At 63.7% G+C, this 18,668-nt stretch carries 17 protein-coding genes; 10 read left to right on the top strand and 7 right to left on the bottom strand.

Annotation, left to right across the window (positions count from 1 at the left end):
• Positions 1 to 452: 452 nt before the first annotated feature.
• A complete protein-coding gene (locus KJP28_RS11410) occupies positions 453 to 3,227 on the top strand; it encodes an Rne/Rng family ribonuclease (RefSeq protein ID WP_218392660.1) in 2,775 nt (924 codons plus the stop codon).
• Positions 3,228 to 3,320: 93 nt separating this feature from the next.
• Here KJP28_RS11410 and KJP28_RS11405 read toward each other — a convergent pair whose 3' ends face one another.
• Positions 3,321 to 3,554, bottom strand: coding sequence for a sulfurtransferase TusA family protein (locus KJP28_RS11405; protein WP_218392659.1), 234 nt, complete (start codon positions 3,552 to 3,554; stop codon positions 3,321 to 3,323).
• Positions 3,555 to 3,650: 96 nt separating this feature from the next.
• Here KJP28_RS11405 and KJP28_RS11400 point away from each other — a divergent pair, with 96 nt between their 5' ends.
• The 3 genes from KJP28_RS11400 to KJP28_RS11390 all read left to right on the top strand — a co-directional run bounded on the left by KJP28_RS11400 (position 3,651) and on the right by KJP28_RS11390 (position 7,118).
• Positions 3,651 to 4,403, top strand: a complete 753-nt coding sequence (locus KJP28_RS11400; RefSeq protein ID WP_218392658.1) for a cytochrome c biogenesis CcdA family protein — start codon at positions 3,651 to 3,653, stop codon at positions 4,401 to 4,403.
• Positions 4,404 to 4,479: 76 nt separating this feature from the next.
• Positions 4,480 to 5,754 (top strand): hypothetical protein, encoded by a 1,275-nt coding sequence (locus tag KJP28_RS11395; protein ID WP_218392657.1) that lies wholly within the window; start codon positions 4,480 to 4,482, stop codon positions 5,752 to 5,754.
• Entirely contained in the window at positions 5,751 to 7,118 is a 1,368-nt protein-coding gene (locus KJP28_RS11390) for a cytochrome P450 (protein ID WP_218392656.1), read from the top strand. Before KJP28_RS11395 ends, KJP28_RS11390 begins: the two co-directional genes overlap by 4 nt.
• Positions 7,119 to 7,190: 72 nt before the next feature.
• Here KJP28_RS11390 and KJP28_RS11385 read toward each other — a convergent pair whose 3' ends face one another.
• Together KJP28_RS11385 and mazG are read right to left on the bottom strand one after the other, a co-directional pair.
• Entirely contained in the window at positions 7,191 to 8,192 is a 1,002-nt protein-coding gene (locus KJP28_RS11385; RefSeq protein WP_218392655.1) for a Fe(3+) ABC transporter substrate-binding protein, read from the bottom strand.
• An 80-nt stretch (positions 8,193 to 8,272) separates the two neighbouring features.
• The gene (mazG, locus tag KJP28_RS11380; RefSeq protein ID WP_218392654.1) at positions 8,273 to 9,106 is read right to left on the bottom strand and encodes a nucleoside triphosphate pyrophosphohydrolase; all 834 of its coding nucleotides are present in this window, start codon (positions 9,104 to 9,106) and stop codon (positions 8,273 to 8,275) included.
• A 69-nt stretch (positions 9,107 to 9,175) separates the two neighbouring features.
• Between mazG and speB the strand changes: the two genes are divergently transcribed.
• From speB to KJP28_RS11355, 5 genes are all read left to right on the top strand, one after another.
• On the top strand, positions 9,176 to 10,135 hold the full coding sequence (gene speB / locus KJP28_RS11375) for an agmatinase (RefSeq protein WP_218392653.1): 960 nt from the start codon (positions 9,176 to 9,178) through the stop codon (positions 10,133 to 10,135).
• 157 nt (positions 10,136 to 10,292) lie between these two features.
• On the top strand, positions 10,293 to 10,718 hold the full coding sequence (locus KJP28_RS11370; protein ID WP_218392652.1) for a DUF1499 domain-containing protein: 426 nt from the start codon (positions 10,293 to 10,295) through the stop codon (positions 10,716 to 10,718).
• A gap of 261 nt (positions 10,719 to 10,979) precedes the next feature.
• Positions 10,980 to 12,035, top strand: coding sequence for a peptide chain release factor 1 (prfA, locus tag KJP28_RS11365; protein ID WP_218392651.1), 1,056 nt, complete (start codon positions 10,980 to 10,982; stop codon positions 12,033 to 12,035).
• Positions 12,032 to 12,883: a peptide chain release factor N(5)-glutamine methyltransferase gene (gene prmC / locus KJP28_RS11360; RefSeq protein ID WP_218392650.1), complete on the top strand. Its 852-nt coding sequence runs from the start codon at positions 12,032 to 12,034 to the stop codon at positions 12,881 to 12,883. Before prfA ends, prmC begins: the two co-directional genes overlap by 4 nt.
• A 212-nt stretch (positions 12,884 to 13,095) precedes the next feature.
• On the top strand, positions 13,096 to 13,719 hold the full coding sequence (locus KJP28_RS11355; RefSeq protein ID WP_218392649.1) for a DUF4167 domain-containing protein: 624 nt from the start codon (positions 13,096 to 13,098) through the stop codon (positions 13,717 to 13,719).
• A 108-nt stretch (positions 13,720 to 13,827) separates the two neighbouring features.
• Here the strand turns inward: KJP28_RS11355 and KJP28_RS11350 are convergent, their stop codons facing one another.
• Positions 13,828 to 14,100, bottom strand: a complete 273-nt coding sequence (locus tag KJP28_RS11350; protein ID WP_218392648.1) for a DUF4242 domain-containing protein — start codon at positions 14,098 to 14,100, stop codon at positions 13,828 to 13,830.
• A 119-nt stretch (positions 14,101 to 14,219) separates the two neighbouring features.
• Between KJP28_RS11350 and KJP28_RS11345 the strand changes: the two genes are divergently transcribed.
• A complete protein-coding gene (locus KJP28_RS11345) occupies positions 14,220 to 15,137 on the top strand; it encodes a LysR substrate-binding domain-containing protein (protein ID WP_218392647.1) in 918 nt (305 codons plus the stop codon).
• A gap of 25 nt (positions 15,138 to 15,162) precedes the next feature.
• On the opposite strand, the gene KJP28_RS11340 is transcribed toward KJP28_RS11345, so the two are convergent.
• The 3 genes from KJP28_RS11340 to katG all read right to left on the bottom strand — a co-directional run bounded on the left by KJP28_RS11340 (position 15,163) and on the right by katG (position 18,612).
• Positions 15,163 to 15,474: a hypothetical protein gene (locus KJP28_RS11340; RefSeq protein ID WP_218392646.1), complete on the bottom strand. Its 312-nt coding sequence runs from the start codon at positions 15,472 to 15,474 to the stop codon at positions 15,163 to 15,165.
• Between the two features lie 128 nt (positions 15,475 to 15,602).
• Positions 15,603 to 16,148 carry a peroxiredoxin gene (locus KJP28_RS11335; RefSeq protein WP_218392645.1) on the bottom strand — a complete coding sequence of 182 codons (546 nt, stop codon included), beginning with the start codon at positions 16,146 to 16,148 and terminating at the stop codon, positions 15,603 to 15,605.
• 268 nt (positions 16,149 to 16,416) lie between these two features.
• A complete protein-coding gene (katG, locus tag KJP28_RS11330) occupies positions 16,417 to 18,612 on the bottom strand; it encodes a catalase/peroxidase HPI (protein WP_218392644.1) in 2,196 nt (731 codons plus the stop codon).
• Positions 18,613 to 18,668: the final 56 nt, after the last annotated feature.

Here is an 18,668-nt window from a genome sequence, read left to right as displayed (position 1 = left end):
TTCGCATGTAAGTGAGGGATTACGCGATTTCCGCACCCCCGGAGCATTTTCGCCATTGCCCTGACCCCGCCTCAAACCATATGAAGAGGGTGAGGCACTCCCTGCGGAGTGCCCGAAAGTTTCGACCGACCGGCACCATGCACCGCGCGAAGGACGCGAATGAGCCGGGACGGACCGAGTTGGCCGAAAGGCCGCATTGTGCGGGCAGACCGCACACGACATCTGTCCGGAAACGATACGTTCCGCCGGACCCGAATTGGTCGCGGACGACAACCGTGACCGGAGAAGAAACGCGATGAGGCGCGAGACGACACTGATAGCAAGACGGACGGGCGATCTGCCCGCCCTTGCGCCTGTGTTCGCCGCGCCGCTGTTCGCCCTGACAAGTCACCTCAACCGTTTGGCCGCTCCTCCGGGAGGGGCCGATACCCGTTGTGGTGCAAAGAGACAAAATGGCAAAGAAAATGCTCATCGACGCCACGCACGCGGAAGAAACCCGCGTCGTCGTGGTGGACGGCAACAAGGTCGAAGAATTTGACTTTGAATCCGAAAACAAACGCCAACTAGCCGGAAATATCTATCTCGCCAAGGTCACGCGCGTGGAGCCGTCGCTCCAGGCCGCCTTCGTGGATTACGGTGGAAACCGCCACGGTTTCCTGGCCTTCTCGGAAATCCACCCGGATTACTACCAGATCCCGGTCGCCGACCGCGAGGCGCTGCTCGAAGAAGAACGCGCTTATGCCGAGGCGATGGCTGCGAAAGACGACGAAGACAAACCCTCGCGCTCGCGCCGCCGGGCGTCATCGAAGGCCGAGGACGTGAAGTCCGACGACGAAGTCGCGACAAAGGATGTCGAGCCGTCCGGCATGGACGTGATCGACCTTGACGAGGGCGGCGACGCTGACGAGGCGCAGAGCCCGATGGAAACGGTCGAGGAAACCCCGGTTGAAGAACCGTCGGACGATGTGACCGATGCGGATGCCTCTGGCGAAGACGCCGTCTCGGACGACGAAACTGCCGAAGAGACCGAGGACAAACCCAAAAGCCGGTCCCGCTCGCGTTCACGCCGGTCCTCGCGCTCGAAATCCCAGGATGACGAGACCGAGGAAGCCGCACCGCAAGATGCCGCTTCCAAGGATGAGAACATCGAATCGGTCGCCGATGACGACGACCACGAGGACATCCGTCCGCCACGCAAACCGCGTCCGCGCAAATACAAGATTCAGGAAGTCATCAAGGTCCGTCAGGTCCTGCTCGTGCAGGTCGTGAAGGAAGAGCGCGGCAACAAGGGTGCGGCGCTGACCACCTATCTCTCGCTTGCGGGTCGCTATTGCGTGCTCATGCCCAACACCGCACGCGGTGGCGGGATCAGCCGCAAGATCACCAACGCGACCGACCGCAAGAAGCTCAAGGAAATCGCGGGCGAGATGGAGGTGCCGAAAGGGGCCGGGCTGATCGTGCGGACCGCCGGAGCCAAGCGCACCAAGTCCGAGATCAAGCGCGACTATGAATACCTGCAACGCATGTGGGAGCAGATCCGCGAGTTGACCCTGCAATCCACGGCGCCCGCGAAGATCTACGAGGAAGGCGACCTCATCAAACGCTCGATCCGCGACCTTTACAATCGCGACATCGACGAAGTGCATGTCGAGGGTGACGCGGGCTACCGCGAAGCCAAGGACTTCATGAAGATGATCATGCCGTCCCACGCCAAGAACGTGAAACATTACCACGACGGCCTGCCGCTCTTCGCCCGTTATCAGGTGGAAAGCTACCTGTCGTCTATGTTCAACCCGACCGTGCAGCTCAAGTCGGGCGGTTACATCGTCATCGGCGTCACCGAGGCGCTCGTCGCGATCGACGTGAACTCGGGCCGGGCCACGAAAGAAGGCTCGATCGAGGATACGGCGCTCAAGACCAACCTCGAGGCCGCCGAAGAGGTGGCGCGCCAGCTTCGCCTGCGCGACCTCGCAGGGCTCATCGTGATCGACTTCATCGACATGGAAGAGCGCAAGAACAACGCCGCTGTCGAGAAACGCATCAAGGACAAGCTCAAGACCGATCGCGCCCGCATCCAGGTGGGCCGCATCTCCGGTTTCGGCCTGATGGAGATGAGCCGCCAGCGGCTTCGCCCCGGCATGATCGAGGCGACGACGCAGCCTTGCGCCCATTGCCACGGCACGGGCCTGATCCGTTCGGACGACAACCTTGCGCTGACCATCCTGCGCCAGCTTGAAGAAGAGGGGACGCGCGGACGCTCCAAGGAAGTGCTGGTCAAGGCTCCGGTCGCGATCATCAACTACCTGATGAACCAGAAGCGCGAACATATCGCGCTGATCGAAGCCCGCTATGGCCTGTCGATCCGGCTCGAGGCCGATCCGTTCCTGATCTCACCCGATTACGAGATCGAGAAATTCAAGACCGCCACGCGGGTCGTTCCCGAGCGTGACACCGCCGTGGTGTCGGTCAGCGCATCGTTGATGGAAGACATCGACGACGAGGTCGAGGCAGACGAGGACGAAGCACCCGCCGCACCGGGCACGCCCGAGGCGGACGCCGAGAACGACGAGGACGGTCAGCCCAAGAAAAAGCGCCGTCGTCGTCGTCGTGGAGGCCGCGGCCGCGGTCGCAAGAAGACCGAGGGCGAAAACGGCGAGACGGGCGAGTCCGACGATACCCAGGACACCGAAGGTGCCGATACGACGTCGGAGACGCCTGAGGAATCGCCCGTAGCGGTTGAGGCAGAACCGGCCGCCGCCGAAGAAAAGCCTGCGGAGAAGCCGAAGAAGACAAGCACCCGCTCGCGCAAGAAGGCATCCGACGAGGCGCCTGCCGAGGCATCCGACGCCGTAACCGCGGAGGACGCCGCGCCCGACGCCGACGCCAAGGCACCGCCGAAGAAGAAGAGCACCCGTTCGCGCAAGAAGGCGACCGACGACGCACCTGCCGAAGAGTCCCCCGAGGCTGCGGAAGCAGAGGAAAAACCCAGGAAGACGACGCGGAAACGGACCACGAAGAAAAAGACCGAAGACGCGCCCGTCGAAGCCGCGCCTGCGGAAACGGCCCAGGAACCCGCGCCTGAATCGGCACCCGAGCCGACCCCTGAGCCGGTTGCCGAAACGCCGGCAGAGCCGGTGGCCGACAAGTCGCCCGAACTGGCCGAAGCCGAAGGCGCCAATGCCGACGAAGCACCAAAGCCCAAACGGCGCGGATGGTGGTCGCGCTAGAGCGGGACAGAACATGGACCTGGATCAGGGCGGTGCAGAAATGCGCCGCCCTTTTTCGTCCCGATGGTAAGGTGCGGCAGAAACCGTCTCGGGTCAGCCCGTGCCTTTTTCGATCAGGTAATAGGTCACGCCATCCGCTTCGGACGTCTCGACCAGTCGATGCCCATGCTCGTCGCAGAAATGCGGCACGTCGATCACCGCCACCGCATCGGTCGCCGCAAGCCGCAGGCGTGCGCCGGGGACCATGCCGCGCAGCGCCTTTTGCGCCTTCAGCACAGGCCAGGGGCACAACAGCCCGATCGCGTCGATATCGAGAGGGTCGCTCATGCCGCTCCCTCTATCCGCGCCACTGTAACAAGTCCATCGCCTGCATGTGACATGTTGCCGGGTGACGGCGGGCGCAAGGCCGGATAGAGGAGGGTCATGTTCGGGATAGACCTCATCGACGCCTCCCTGCTGCCGGCCATGACCATCGCGCTCATCGCCGGTCTTCTGTCGTTTCTGAGCCCCTGTGTGCTTCCCATCGTGCCACCCTATCTGGCATATATGTCCGGTACGTCGGTCAGCGACCTGTCGGTGGGCACGGGTGAGAGCCGAAAGGCCACCTTCGCGGCACTGTTCTTCGTGCTGGGCCTGTCCACGGTGTTTCTGTTCCTCGGCTTCACCGCCTCGGCCTTCGGCGCGTTCTTCCTGCAGAACCAGCAATACTTCAACGTCGGAGCCGGGGTGGTCGTGATCGTCTTCGGGCTTCATTTCCTTGGGCTCATCACCATTCCCTTCCTCAACCGCGAAGCGCGGCTCGACGCGGGCGACCAGGGCGGATCGGCCTTCGGCGCTTACCTCTTGGGCCTTGCCTTCGCCTTCGGCTGGACCCCCTGTATCGGCCCGCAACTGGGCGCGATCCTGTCCATGGCGGCGTCCGAGGCGAACCTGACGCGCGGCACGTTGCTGCTTGCCGTCTACGCTGCCGGGCTGGGCATCCCGTTCCTGCTGGTCGCGGCGTTCTTCCCGCGCATGACCGGTCTGATGAACTGGATGAAGCGGCATATGAAGGCGATCGAGCGGATCATGGGCCTGCTCCTCATCGCCGTCGGTGTCTTGATGCTGACCGGCGGGTTCGCCGCCATGTCCTACTGGCTCCTCGAAACCTTCCCGTTCCTCGCTACGCTCGGCTGACACGTCTGCGGGCCGACATGGGCTTATTCCCGCCGGATTTTGCGGCTAAACTGCCGGAAAGTTTGGACGAACCGGTATGAGTAACGGGCAAGCAGAGCGGCAGGTCAGGCGGCGGCGGGTGTTCTACATTCCCGGCTACGACCCGATTCACCCGCGCCGTTACCGCGAACTCTATCGCAAGGAAGGCACCGAACAGGCCCGCATTTCCGGCTACGAGATCGGTCTCGTCGGGCGTCAGGGTGGCGCGAGCTACGGCTGGCAGGTGAGCGGGCGCATGGAAGGCGCGACAAGTGAGGCGGAATTCGACGTGCTCGTCTGGTCCGACATCGTGCGCGACTCCATGGACCTAAACATCGCGCAGACCTACCTGCTCATGGCGCGCACGGCCTGGACCTATATCTCTACGGGCGCGCTGCGTCGGCTGATGCGGCTCAGGAAAGGGCCGCTGATCGCCGCGCTCTATCCGGTGGGGATGCTGATCCTGCAAGCGCTCGTGGCGCTGCTCGTGGGCGCGATCGCCGCGATGCTCGCGATGTGGCTGTCGGATCTCATTGCCCGGCGAATCGTCGATTTCGACTACCTCTTCGGCCCGTTCTTCGTGACGCGAATTCTCTTGTCGCTCCTCCTCGGTGCCGCTGCTGCAGTGCTCGTGCTGCGGTATTTCCGCAAGATCGACAACCGGCTGTTCGTCTACTACCTGATGCACGACTACGCCTATTCCGCGCGCTCGCGCGGGGCCAATCCTCCGGCGCTCGAGGCGCGTCTGGCCGAGTTCACGGAACAGATCGCCGCGGCGCTCGACGAGGACGTGGACGAGGTGCTGATCGTCGGCCATTCCTCCGGCGCGCATCTGGCCATCTCGATCCTCGCCGATCTCGACCGGGCAGGGCGTCTCGCGGTCGCGCGCCCCGCGCTCGGGCTCGTCACACTAGGGCAAGTCGTGCCGATGGTCAGCTTTCTGCCCGATGCGAAACGTCTACGCCGCGACCTGCACGATCTCAGCACCTCGCCGCACCTCTTTTGGCTCGACGTGACCGCACCGGGCGACGGCTGCGCCTTCGCGCTCTGTGACCCCGTCGCGGTGTCGGGTGTTGCGCCCGAAGGCAAGCGTTGGCCCATCGTCATTTCGGCAGCCTTCACCCAGACGCTCAGCCCGAAACGATGGGCCGAATTGCGCTGGCGCTTCTTCCGCCTGCATTTCCAATATCTCTGCGCCTTCGACCGCCCCGGCGACTACGATTACTTTCGCATCACAGCAGGCCCCCGCACGCTCGCCGACCGGTTCGAGGGCCGCCCCCCGTCGAAAAGCCGCATTGACGCGGCGGTCTCGAAATACACCGATATGGCATGACCTTTCAGCCGCCGAAACCACCCGCCCGACCGGGGCGCGTCAACCTCTGGCGCTACGCCCGGTTGTTTCGCCAAGACATCCTGTCGGCACAGCCCGCACGGCTCTACCGCGCGTGGATGGCCGAGTTCCGAACCCCGTTCTTCCGCTCGTATCTCTGCAACGACCCCGCGCTCGTCGATCTGGTGCTCAAGGAGCGGCCAGACGATTTCCCCAAGTCCGACCGCATTCGCGAAGGGCTCGCCCCGCTTCTGGGCAACTCGGTCTTCGTCACCAATGGCGAGACGTGGAAGCGACAGCGGCGCATCATAGACCCCGCCTTTGAGGGCGGGCGGCTCAAGGACACGTTCCCTGCCATGTGGGATGCGGGCTGCTCGGCGGTCGACCGTCTCGCCGCGCGTGCCACCGGCGACCCGGTCGAGATCGAGGCCGAAACAAGCCATGTCGCCGCCGACGTGATTTTCCGCACACTGTTCTCCATCCCGATCGAGAACGACACCGCAAGCGCGGTCTTCGCCAAGTTCAAGGCCCACCAACGCGCCCAGCCGGTCCTGAACCTCGGGGCGGTCCTTCCGCTCCCCAAATGGGTCCCGCGCTTTCATTCGCGAGAGACAAAGCGCACGGCGCGCGACATCCGGGCGCTTATCACCGCGCTCACCACCGAACGGATGGCGCGGATCAGGGCAGGGGACGCCCCCGACGATCTGGCGACCAAGATCATGACGACACGCGACCCGGTGACAGGTGACACCTTCCAGACCGAAGAAATGGTCGATCAGGTCGCGATCTTCTTTCTCGCCGGGCATGAGACATCGGCCTCCGCGCTCGCCTGGGCGCTCTATCTGCTCGCCATGCATCCGGAGTGGCAGGACAGGGTCGCGCGCGAGGCGACAGAGGTTATCGACCCCGAGAAGATCTATTTCTCGACCGTTGGCAAACTGCGCGTCTCGCGCGACGTGTTCCGCGAATCCCTGCGCCTCTATCCTCCGGTGCCGATGATGGTGCGCGAAGCGACCTGTCCCGAACGGTTCCGGGACCGCGACGTGAAACCCGGCGCGCAAATCGTCCTCAGCCCCTGGCATCAGCACCGCCACGAACGGCTCTGGGACCGCCCGGACGCGTTCGACCCGTCCCGCTTCGCGACCGAGAATGGCAAGTCCTGCCTGCGCAACGCCTATATGCCGTTTTCGGCAGGTCAGCGGGTCTGCACCGGGGCCGGTTTCGCGATGGTCGAGGGGCCGCTTCTTCTGTCCATGCTGGTGCGCGCCTATCGGTTCGACCTCGTGCCCGACCGTCCGGCCATGCCCGTGGCCCACCTCACCGTGCGCGGCAAGGACGGCATCTGGCTAAAGATCACGCCGCGATAACACTGCCGCCAAAAGAAAACGCCCGGACCGCTTTGGGTCCGGGCGCAGTGGTCTTTTCGTCTTTTCGGGCGATCAGCCGTCGTAGTCGACTTCCTGCGTGATGCGGAGCGCGTCGGGGCGCAGCTTCGCGACATCCATCAGGTTCACGTCATCGGCCTCGAAATCACCCCAGCTCTGCACGAGTTCCGAGGCTTCGACAGCGGTATCGACCGGATATTCATAGACCGCTTCCGCATAGATCGCCTGCGCCTGATCCGAAGCGAGGAATTCCATGAAGGCCAGCGCGTCTTCGCGGTTCGGTGCGGCCTGCGTCATCGCCATGCCGGACAGGTTCACGTGGGTTCCGGCGCCCTCGAACACCGGGAATTCGATCCGCACGCTGTCGGCCCATTCCTGCTGTTCCGGGTCGTCGAGCATCTGGCCCATGTAATAGGTGTTGCCGATCGAGATGTCGCATTCCCCGGCCCAGATCGACTTCACCTGTGCCCGGTCGTTGCCCTGCGGCTTCTGCGCGAGGTTGGATTTCAGCCCTTCGAGCCAGGTTTTCGCATCCTCTTCACCCATGTGATGGGTCGCTGCCGAAGTCAGCGCGACCATATAGGCGTGCGTACCCGAGCGGGTGCAGATCCGGCCTTCCCATTTCGGATCCGCCAGATCCTCATAGGTCGTGACCTCACCCTCCGCCACGCGCTCCTTGGAGGCATAGACGACGCGCGCGCGCTTCGTCAGCCCGAACCACTGGTTGCCGGGGTCACGGAATTCGGCCGGGATCTTTTCGGACAGGACATCGCTTTCCACCGGCTGCGTGACACCGGCGTCCACGATCTCGGCCAGGCGCGAAATGTCGGTGGTCAGGATCACATCCGCGGGCGAGCGTTCACCCTCGGCCTGAAGCCGCTCGACCATGCCCTGGTTCAGGAAGGCCACATTGACTTCGATACCGGTTTCCTCGGTAAACGCCTCGACCACCGGCGCGATCAATTCGGGCTGGCGGTAGGAGTAGACGTTGACCTCGGCAAAGGCGGGAAGGGCGGTGGCGGCCATCAGGCCGGCAAGCATCGGTAGGCGGAACATGAGAGTCTCCACATTTGTCGTTTCCATCGCGGCGGACAAAATCCGAGTATTTCTGTCGGGTCAATAGCTGATTTTTTGGGTCAGGTATTTTTCGCCGCCTTCTCCTCGGCCTTCACCGCGTCCCAAAGCGCGTCCATCTCCGCAAGGTCGCTGTCCTCCGGGCGTTTACCCTTCGCGTCCAGACGCGCCTCTATCCCGCGGAAACGACGCAGAAATTTGTCATTCGCGCCGCGCAAGGCCGCTTCCGGGTCAACGCCCAGATGCCGCGCCACGTTCGCCATCACGAACAGCAGATCGCCGAATTCCTCGACAAGCGCCTCATGGCTCAATTTGTCGCGCGCCTCCACGACCTCGCGCGTCTCCTCGGCCACCTTGTCCAGAACCGGCGCAAGGTCCGGCCAGTCGAACCCCACCCGCGCGGCCCGCTTCTGAAGCTTCACCGCCCGCATCAGCGCGGGAAGCCCCAGCGCCACGTCGTCGAGCGCCCCGCCACGCGCCTTCGCCGCGCGTTCGCTGGCCTTGATCGTTTCCCAATCCACGGTTTGCTGATCCGCCGACTTGTCCCGGCTTTCGTCGCCGAACACATGCGGATGTCGCGTCACCATCTTGTCCGCCATCCCGTTCGCCACGTCGTGGAACGAAAACAGCCCGCGTTCCTCGGCCATCTGCGCATGAAACACCGACTGGAACAAAAGATCGCCCAACTCGCCCTTCAATTCCCCCCAGGCCTCGCGCTCGATCGCATCGGCCACCTCGTAGGCCTCTTCGATCGTGTAGGGCGCGATGGTCGCGAAATCCTGCTCGATATCCCAGGGGCACCCCGTCTCGGGGTCGCGCAGCCGCCGCATGATCTCCAACAACCGGGGCAACCCGCCCTCGGGGTCATGCACGATCTCGTCCGACGTCTGGCTCATCTGGCGCTCCCATCCATTTCCCCGTAGAGCTAGCAAAGGCCCACCCGAGAGACCAGATGGGAGCGGACAATGGCACTGGAAGACGCCCAGAACGAAATCGACGCGGCCTTCACGCGCGACAACCTGAAAGGGCCGGGGTTCGAAAACACCTTCGCGGGCGCGACCTCGTTCCTGAGGCGGCGGTATACCAAGGATCTGGCGCAGGCCGACGTGGCGGTCACCGGCATCCCCTTCGATCAGGCCGTGACCAACCGGCCCGGTACCCGGCTGGGTCCACGCGCGATCCGCGAGGCGTCGGCGCTCCAAAGCCCCGATGCGCCTTACGGTTGGGGCTTCGACGTGATGAGCGAATTCGCCATCGCGGATTACGGCGACATGGCCTTCGATTACGCCAAGCCCGCCGACGTGCCTGCCCGGATCGAGGCTCATATCGCGGGCATCCTCGCGCAGGATTGCGCGGCGGTGACGCTCGGCGGCGATCACTCCATCACGCTCCCCATCCTGCGCGCCCATGTCGCCAAACACGGCCCCCTTTCGCTGATCCAGTTCGACGCGCATACCGATAGCTGGGCAGATGACGACGACACCCGCGTCGACCACGGCACCTTCGTCTACACGGCGGTCAAGGAAGGGCTGATCGACGTGACGCGCTCCGTCCAGATCGGCATCCGCACCACCAACGACGACCCGCTCGGCATCACCATCATCGACGCCCCTGAGGTCCATCGCATCGGCCCGACCGCGACCATCGACATTATCCGCGAGGTGGTGGGCGACGCGACCGCCTATCTCACCTTCGACATCGACGCGCTCGATCCGGCCTTCGCCCCCGGCACCGGCACACCGGTCTGGGGCGGGCTGACCTCGCCGCAAGCCGCCGCGATCCTGCGCGGCCTTGCGGGGCTGAACATCGTCGGCGGCGACATCGTCGAAGTCTCGCCACCATTCGACACTTCGGGCGCGACCGCCATCGCGGGGGCCCATGTGGCCACGGAAATCCTGTGCCTGTGGGCCTATCCGCGCCGCTGAACTCCGGCTTTGCCCCAAACCCCCTGTTTCCTGTCTGGAAATATCCCAGGGGGTCCGGGGGACTGGTCCCCCGGTCGGTCGGACGGGCAACCGCCCGTTCGAAACCTCTTTTCGACCCGAAAGCCGCCCCTTAGGCTGACCCCAAAAGGAGCCACACATGGCATGGAAAATCATTCTCGGCGTCGCGATCCTGCTACTCATCGCAGGCGTCTGGGTCCGCGTGGCACCGCTGCCGAAGTCACGTCTCACCGCCAAACCCGGCCCGATGGAGCCGGGTGCGCATCCGATGATGGGCGGGATCAAGGTGGTGCGCCCGTTGTCCGAGCTCCCGCCGGACGCGCAAGCGCGGATCATGGACATCGCCGCGGCCACGCCCCGCACCGAACGTGTCGGCACGGGAGACGATCCGGCGGCCTTCGTCACCCGCTCGAAACTCTGGGCCTTTCCCGACATCGCCACGATCTGGACCGCGGACGAGAACCTCCACGTCCATTCACATCTGGTGTTCGGCAAGGGCGACATGGGCGTCAACGCTGCCAAGGTCGCGCGCTGGTTCAAGGCGCTGGAGGCGCCCCCGGAATGACACGACGCAATCCTCGCCGGTCTGCCGCCACATGGGAACGTTCTGGCTCATCTCGCAGCGCGCCATGAACGCGCGCCCGTCGACCTGAAGGCAGATCACCTGACCCAGTTCCACCCGCGCGCCGGTGCGATCCGTGCAATAGCACTCCGGGTCCGCCATCGCGGGCCCGGCCAGGAGGATGAAGAGAAATATCCAGCGCATATGCGATGATACACCGGCAGAGGCCCTTGACCAAACCCCGGTGATGCGTAACGAGCAGGCATGGTTCCGATAGAGAAACTCAATGCGATCACCGAACGCTTCGAATTCCTCGAAGCGAAGATGGCCCAAGGGCTTGCCGGTGACGACATCGCCGCGATCGGGCGCGAATATGCCGAGTTGAAGCCGGTGGTCGAGGAAATCGCGAAATATCGCCAGCTTCTCGACGATCTGGCCGAGGCCGAAGCGATGCTGGACGACCCCGACATGCGCGAACTGGCGGAAGAAGAGCTTCCGCTCCTGCGCGACCAGCTTCCCGAGATGGAACAGGCCATGCGCGTCGCGCTCCTGCCCAAGGACGCCGCCGACGCCCGCCCCGCGATGATCGAGATCCGGCCCGGCACGGGGGGCGACGAGGCGTCGCTCTTCGCGGGCGATCTCTTGCGCATGTATCAACGCTACGCCGAACGGCAGGGCTGGTCTTTCGACATCGTCGAGCAGCAATTGACCGAGCTTGGCGGGGTGAAAGAGGTCGTGGCCCACGTGAAAGGCGACGGCGTCTTTGCGCGGCTGAGATTTGAAAGCGGCGTCCACCGGGTGCAGCGCGTGCCGGAAACCGAAAGCGGCGGGCGCATCCACACGTCGGCGGCCACCGTCGCCGTGCTGCCCGAGGCCGAGGACGTCGATATTCACATCGACCCATCCGACATTCGCATCGACACGATGCGCGCGTCCGGGGCAGGGGGGCAGCATGTGAACACGACCGACAGCGCCGTGCGCATCACGCATATGCCCACCGGTATCGTCGTCGTCAGCTCCGAGAAGTCGCAACACCGCAACCGCGAAATCGCGATGCAGGTGCTCAAGACCCGGCTCTTCGACATGGAGCGCCAGAAAGCGCATGACGCACGCGCCGCGTCGCGCAAGTCGCAGGTCGGCTCGGGCGACCGCTCGGAACGCATCCGCACCTATAATTTCCCGCAAGGCCGCATGACCGATCACCGCATCAACCTCACGCTCTACAAGCTGGGCGAGGTCATGGCGGGCGATCTGGACGAAACCATCGACGCGCTCATTCAGGCGGACCAGGCCGAGAAACTGGCCGACCTCGACGCATGATCCTGCGCAACGTTCTCGCCATGGGCACGATCCGGCTGCGCGAGGCGGGGATCGAGGGCGCGGCGCGGGACGCGCAGCTTCTCCTGGCCCACGCCCTGCGAATCGACGTGATGCATCTTGCGCTCGAAGGTGGGCGCGATGTGCCGCCCGCCGATCTTCTGACCTATGAACATCACCTTGACCGCCGCATGGCGCACGAACCGGTGTCGAAGATCACCGGCACGCGGGCCTTTTGGGGCCGCGATTTTGAGGTGACGCGCGACGTGCTCGACCCGCGCCCGGAAACCGAAACGCTGATCGCCCTGGCGCTTCAAGACGCGCCGCCCGCGCGTTTGCTCGACCTCGGGACGGGCTCCGGCATTCTCGCCATCACGCTTCTCGCCCAATGGCCCGAGGCGCGCGGTGTCGCGGTGGACATCTCCGACGCCGCACTTGGCGTCGCGCGCCGCAACGCGACACGCCTTGGCGTCGCGGACCGGCTCACGCTCGACCGGTCGGATTGGTATGGAACGGTCGGCGGGCGGTTCGGCCTCATCGTTTCGAACCCGCCCTATATCGCGGCGTCGGAAATGCCCTCGCTCGCGCCGGAGGTGCTAGGCTACGACCCCGAACTTGCCCTCACCCCCGGCGGCGACGGGCTTGCGCCGTACCGGGTGATCGCCGCCGGCGCAGGGCGACACCTCGACCCCGGCGGGCGGCTCATGGTCGAGATCGGTCATCGGCAGGGCCCCGCCGTGGCAAGTATTTTCCGCGACGCAGGGCTTGAAGACATCGCCATTCACCCCGACCTTGATGGAAGAGACAGGGTCGTCACAGCACGATCCAAGCACGAAAGCACGCTCTCGTAAGGGTTTTCGCGCCACAATTGGCCAAATTTCCCGCTGATGCACAGGAAATCGACAGAATCACCTTGTCAGGCAGGCGGTCGCATGTTTAGTCAGAGGTAGCTCCTGACGAGGGATCACCCTCTCGGAGCGATAGCCGAAAAGCCGAACCGCATTTCCGCAGCACAGGGCTGACAGGGTTCGAGAGCCAGAAAACAGGCTGGATACAGGAACATATGAGATCTTCGAAATCACGCTCGCGCGGCAAGGGTAACCGTAACCGCTCACCGTCCAACAACATCAACCGGGTGTTCGACAGCTCCGGTCCCGAGGGCAAGGTGCGCGGCACGCCGCAGCAGGTCATCGACAAATACACGCAGCTGTCTCGTGACGCGTTCCTCGCGAATGACCGCGTGGCGGGCGAGAACTTCCAACAGCATGCCGAGCATTACGCGCGGCTTCTGTCCGAAGCGCAGCGCGACGCCGATTCCAAGCGCCAGAACCAGCAGAACCAGCAAGGTCAGCAGGGCGGCAATCAGAACGGCAACAACGGCAACACCGCCGGCAATGAAGGCGGCAAGCCGAACGGCAAGTCCGACCGTCAGGACCGGGATGCCCAGCGTCGCCGCGAAAAGCAGGCGAACCGCGAACAGCAGGAAAACTTCGACCCCGGCTCCGCCCCCCAGCCCGACGTCTATGAGCCGGAAGCCGAGGCCGACAGCGGGTTGGTCGAAACGCCGGAAGAAAAGCCCAAGAAAAAACGCGCCCCCCGCAAGCCCAAGGCCGAAAAGGCCGAGCAGCCCGAGGCCGAAGCGGTCTCAGGGGACGACACCGACGGCGCACCCGAAGCCGCCGAGTAATCTTGGCTCAAGATTGAGATTAAGGCCGCCTTTCGGGGCGGCCTTTCTTGTCTCTTGACGGGGTTGGACCAACCACTGTGTCTCGTTGCGATAACCGGACCGTGTCGGTCAATTCGCTGTCGTAGGGTCCATGATGGAAGTGACTTCCGTGATGCGGCTGGCCGGAAATCCACTCAACTTTGCATGTTCATGGATGACGCCCTCGTTCTCGGCCAGATAGACACAAAAGGTTTTCTCGCCGGTAACGTAGGAATGTTCCCATTGCACACGAGGCGCAAGCTCTGCGAGCGCAGTGTTCGACGTCTTCGCCGCCTCGCACAATTGTGCCGGACTGAATGTACCCACGGACGGGATATCCCGCTCGATGACATAGCGCTTCATGATGCGTCTCCTTTTAGTTGGGCTCGTATTCGGACTTGTCTTCCTTGTGCGATTCATAGCGTGCAGATAGCATCCATCAAAGCCACGAATGAATCGCAATCTTTAAGCTGGGCTATAAATTGACCGACCTCGACTGGAACCGATTGCCGCCGCTTTCCGCGCTCCGGGCGTTCGAGGCGACGGCGCGCCTTCGCGGGTTCTCCCCAGCGGCGCGGGCCTTGAACGTGACGCCCGCCGCCATTGCTCAGCAGGTGCGCAAGCTGGAAAAGGAACTGGGAACGGCGCTTGTCCGTCGGGAAGGCCGGGGCGTCGTACTGACCTCTGCCGGGCGACACTTGGCGGGATCCTTGCGCGCGGGCTTCGCGATGCTTTCGGACGGTGTCGAGGAGGTCCGCAGGCTGGAGGCCAGTCGCGGTATTCGCGTCTCTACGACCCAGTTTTTCGTCGATGCCGTGATCCTTCCGCATCTTGGGGATTTCTGGACCAGGCATCCGGGCGTTCAGGTGACATTCGCACCCGAAGGGAACCGGCAGCCGATCGACCTCGATGCATTCGACATCTGCATCAGGGCGCGGCAAGACCCCGGCGAATGGACCGGCTCCACGACCCAGCGCCTTTTGGCCTCCCCATTTATCGTGTGTGCCGCGCCTTCATTGCTGGAATCGTCCGGCCGCGATCTTTCAGCCTTGCCGTGGCTCTACGATCCGCACAACGTGGACGCATTGGACTCCATCCTTCGGCAGGCGGGCCTCGACCGCGATGCAATTGAGATCGTCGATACGGGAAGCCCCCATCTGGAGCTTGAAGCCGCTGTCGCCGGCTACGGTCTGTCGATTAGTACCGAAATCCTCATCAGACCCCATGTCGCGGACGGGCGTCTCGTGGTGCTGGACAAGACCCTGTCGCACATGACGACCTATTACGCGATATCTCGAAAGGGGCCGAAGCCGGCTCCCGTCACGCATTTTCTCGAATGGCTGAACGCACTCTGCCTCGAACAGGGTGTCACGATGGACGACACGGCGCGGACCTCCTGATCGTCCCGCTACGATCCGCCCGAGGTCAATCCGCGTAGAAACAGCCGGGCAGGGCGGGGCAGTCGATATCGTTGGCGAACCGGATCGCAACCCCGTTGATCTCCACCACCACTGCCGAGGCCGCGAGCCACCATCGGCCGGACCCCTTGCCGGGGCTGTAGGCATCGCAATCCTTGCCGAGGTAATAGGTCGCGCCCGGTTCGATGGTGTTTTGTCCGAGCACCAGAACCGCACCGTTCGCGTTACAGGAAATGTCGAGATCGGCGGGCGTGTTATGCGCCTCACCAAAGGCCGGAACGGCGAGAACCAGTCCCAGCAGGGTTACAAATCGTTTCATTCTGAAATCCCCCAAACATGTCCGAACAGCACAGACCAAGCCTTTTCCCCTGTCAAGGAACGCGCGCGGGGGAAAATGAAAACGGGGCCGTCCTGCGGCCCCGTTCCATTCCTTGCTGCGACGCGGGATCAGGCGTCGGCTTTGGCGTTTTCCTTGAGCCAGGCGAGAACCGTCTCGGGGCTCGATTCGCCATAGGGGTCCTCGGGGTGATCGTCCGATTGACCCGGCTCCACGAAAAGCGCTTCGATCACGCCGTCGTTGACGATCGCCGCATAGCGCCAGGACCGCGCCCCGAAGCCGAGGTTGTCCTTTGCCACGAGCATCCCCATCGCCTTGGTGAATTCGCCGGACCCGTCCGGGATCACCTTCACATTGGACAGCCCCTGATCGAGCGCCCATTTGTTCATCACGAAGCTGTCGTTCACCGACATGCAGTAGATCGCGTCGATGCCCTGCGCCTGAAAATCGCCAAAGCCCTTCTCGAAGCCCGGAAGCTGGTAGGTCGAACACGTCGGGGTAAATGCGCCCGGAAGAGAGAACAGGACGACGCGCTTGCCCGCGAAATAATCGTCCGAGGTCATGTCCTGCCAGCGAAACGGGTTCGGGCCACCCACGGCCTCGTCCCGCACACGGGTCTTGAAGGTAACGGAAGGGACCTTGTCGCCAACTTGCATCGGAAAACTCCTGCTAAATCATATCCAGATGAGCCTGCCGGGAATCGCCCGACAGTTTATAACGCTTCTAAAATCACACATTCCCGGGGCGCTCAATGCTGCGGGCGCGAAAAGCCGTGCATACCGGCTTTGTCCTTGTGAGGATTGTCAAATTTCGGGCAAAAGGCCGAAGCACCGCCCCGTCTCGCGGCAGCGCGGATAAGGCGAGGTTCACGCAAAAAAAGGGCGCGACGTTTCTGCCGCGCCCCTCGTGTTCCTGTCGTCCGGCTCAGGCCAGATCGAAGCGGTCCGCCTCCATCACCTTGGTCCAGGCCTTGATGAAATCGTTCACGAACTTCTCGCCCGCATCCGCCTGTCCGTAGACTTCGGAAATCGCGCGAAGCTGGCTGTTCGAGCCAAAGACGAGGTCGGAGCGCGTCGCGGTCCAGCGCCGCTCGCCCGACTTGCGATCCACGCCTTCAAACACCTGATCGTCCTCGATCGCATCCCACTTCGTCTCCATGTCCATGAGGTTCACGAAGAAGTCGTTGGTCAGCTTGCCGGGGGTTTCGGTGAACACGCCGTGGCCGGTGTCGCCATGGGTCACGCCCATCGCGCGCAGGCCACCGACAAGCACCGTCATCTCCGGCGCCGACAGACCCAGAAGCTGTGCCTTGTCGACCATCAGCTCTTCCTGCGTGAGCGAGAACTTCTGCGCCTGATAGTTGCGGAAGCCTTCCGAATGCGGCTCGAGCGGCTCGAAGCTTTCGGCATCGGTCATCTCGTCCGTGGCGTCGGTCCGGCCAGGCGTGAAGGGCACAGTGACGTCATACCCCGCATCCTGCGCGGCTTTCTCGACCGCCGCGACACCGGCCAGCACGATCAGGTCGGCGAGCGAGATCTTCTTGTCGCCTTCCGCATCGAACCCGTCCTTGATGCCTTGCAGGGTGGAGAGCACCCGGTCGAGCATCTCCGGCTCGTTCGCGGCCCAGTTCTTCTGCGGGGCAAGACGGATGCGCGCGCCATTGGCACCGCCCCGCATGTCCGACCCGCGGAACGTAGACGCCGCATACCACGCGACCTTCGCCAGTTCCTGACGCGTCACGCCCGAGGCGATGAGCTTTTGCTTGAGGTCCGCGACATCTCCGTCATCGACAAGCGGATGGTCGACGGCGGGCACCGGGTCCTGCCAGATCAGGTCTTCCTCCGGCACGTCCGGGCCGAGATAACGCGTCTTCGGCCCCATGTCGCGATGGGTCAGCTTGAACCACGCACGTGCAAAGGCATCGGCGAACTTGTCCGGGTTGGCGTGGAAATCGCGGCTGATCTTCTCATAGATCGGGTCTTCCCGCATCGCCATGTCGGCGGTGGTCATCATGGTCTTGACCTTCTTGCCCGGCGTATGCGCGGCGGGGGCCATGTGGTCCTCGTCCACATCCACCGGCTCCCACTGCTGGGCGCCTGCGGGCGATTTGGTCAGCTGCCATTCGTAGCCGAACAACATGTCGAAATAGCCCATGTCCCACTGGGTCGGGTTCGGCGTCCACGCGCCTTCGATGCCCGAAGAAATCGTGTCGTCGCCGATGCCTGATGCGTGCTGGCTGGCCCAACCGATGCCCATCGCGGCGATGTCCGAACCTTCCGGGTCGTTGCCGACAAGCGCCGCATCGCCTGCGCCATGCGCCTTGCCGAAGGTATGGCCACCAGCGGTCAGCGCGACGGTCTCCTCGTCGTTCATCGCCATCCGCGCGAAGGTGTCGCGGATATCGAGTGCCGAGGCTTTCGGGTCGGGGTTTCCGTCCGGGCCTTCGGGGTTCACGTAGATGAGGCCCATCTGCACGGCCGCCAGCGGGTTTTCCAACTCGCGCTCACCGGAATACCGGCTATTCTCGCCGCCCGACAGTTCGAGCCATTCCTTCTCGGCGCCCCAGTAGACGTCTTCTTCCGGCTCATAGACATCCGCGCGGCCCCCGGCGAAGCCAAAGGTCTTGAAGCCCATCGATTCCAGCGCGATGTTCCCCGTAAGGATGAACAGGTCGGCCCAGGACAGGCTGTTGCCGTATTTCTGCTTGATCGGCCAGAGCAGGCGACGCGCCTTGTCGAGGTTCACGTTGTCCGGCCAGGAGTTGAGCGGCGCGAACCGCTGCTGGCCCGAGCCGCCGCCGCCGCGACCATCGGCCGTGCGGTAGGTCCCGGCAGAGTGCCATGCCATCCGGATGAAGAAGCCGCCGTAATGCCCGTAATCGGCCGGCCACCATTCCTTGGAATCGGTCATGAGCGCGTGAAGGTCTTTCTTCACCTCTTCAAGGTCGAGTTTCTTGAACGCTTCCGCGTAGTCGAATTCCTCGCCCAACGGGTTCGAGGCGGGGCTGAACTGATGCAGAACCTTGAGATTGAGCTGTTTTGGCCACCAATCCGCGTTGCTGGGCCCGTGGCTCGCGGTTGCGCCCGAGAACGGGCAGGCGGCGGGTTTCGATCCGTCCATGATATCCTCCACTTGAGATGTGCCTTTGGCAGGTTGTTTTCGGCAGCAGGGCGCGC

The organism is Maritimibacter dapengensis (assembly GCF_019218265.1).
In the GTDB taxonomy this organism is placed as follows: Bacteria; Pseudomonadota; Alphaproteobacteria; order Rhodobacterales; family Rhodobacteraceae; genus Maritimibacter; species Maritimibacter dapengensis.
This window is presented reverse-complemented; position numbering and strand designations above follow the sequence as displayed.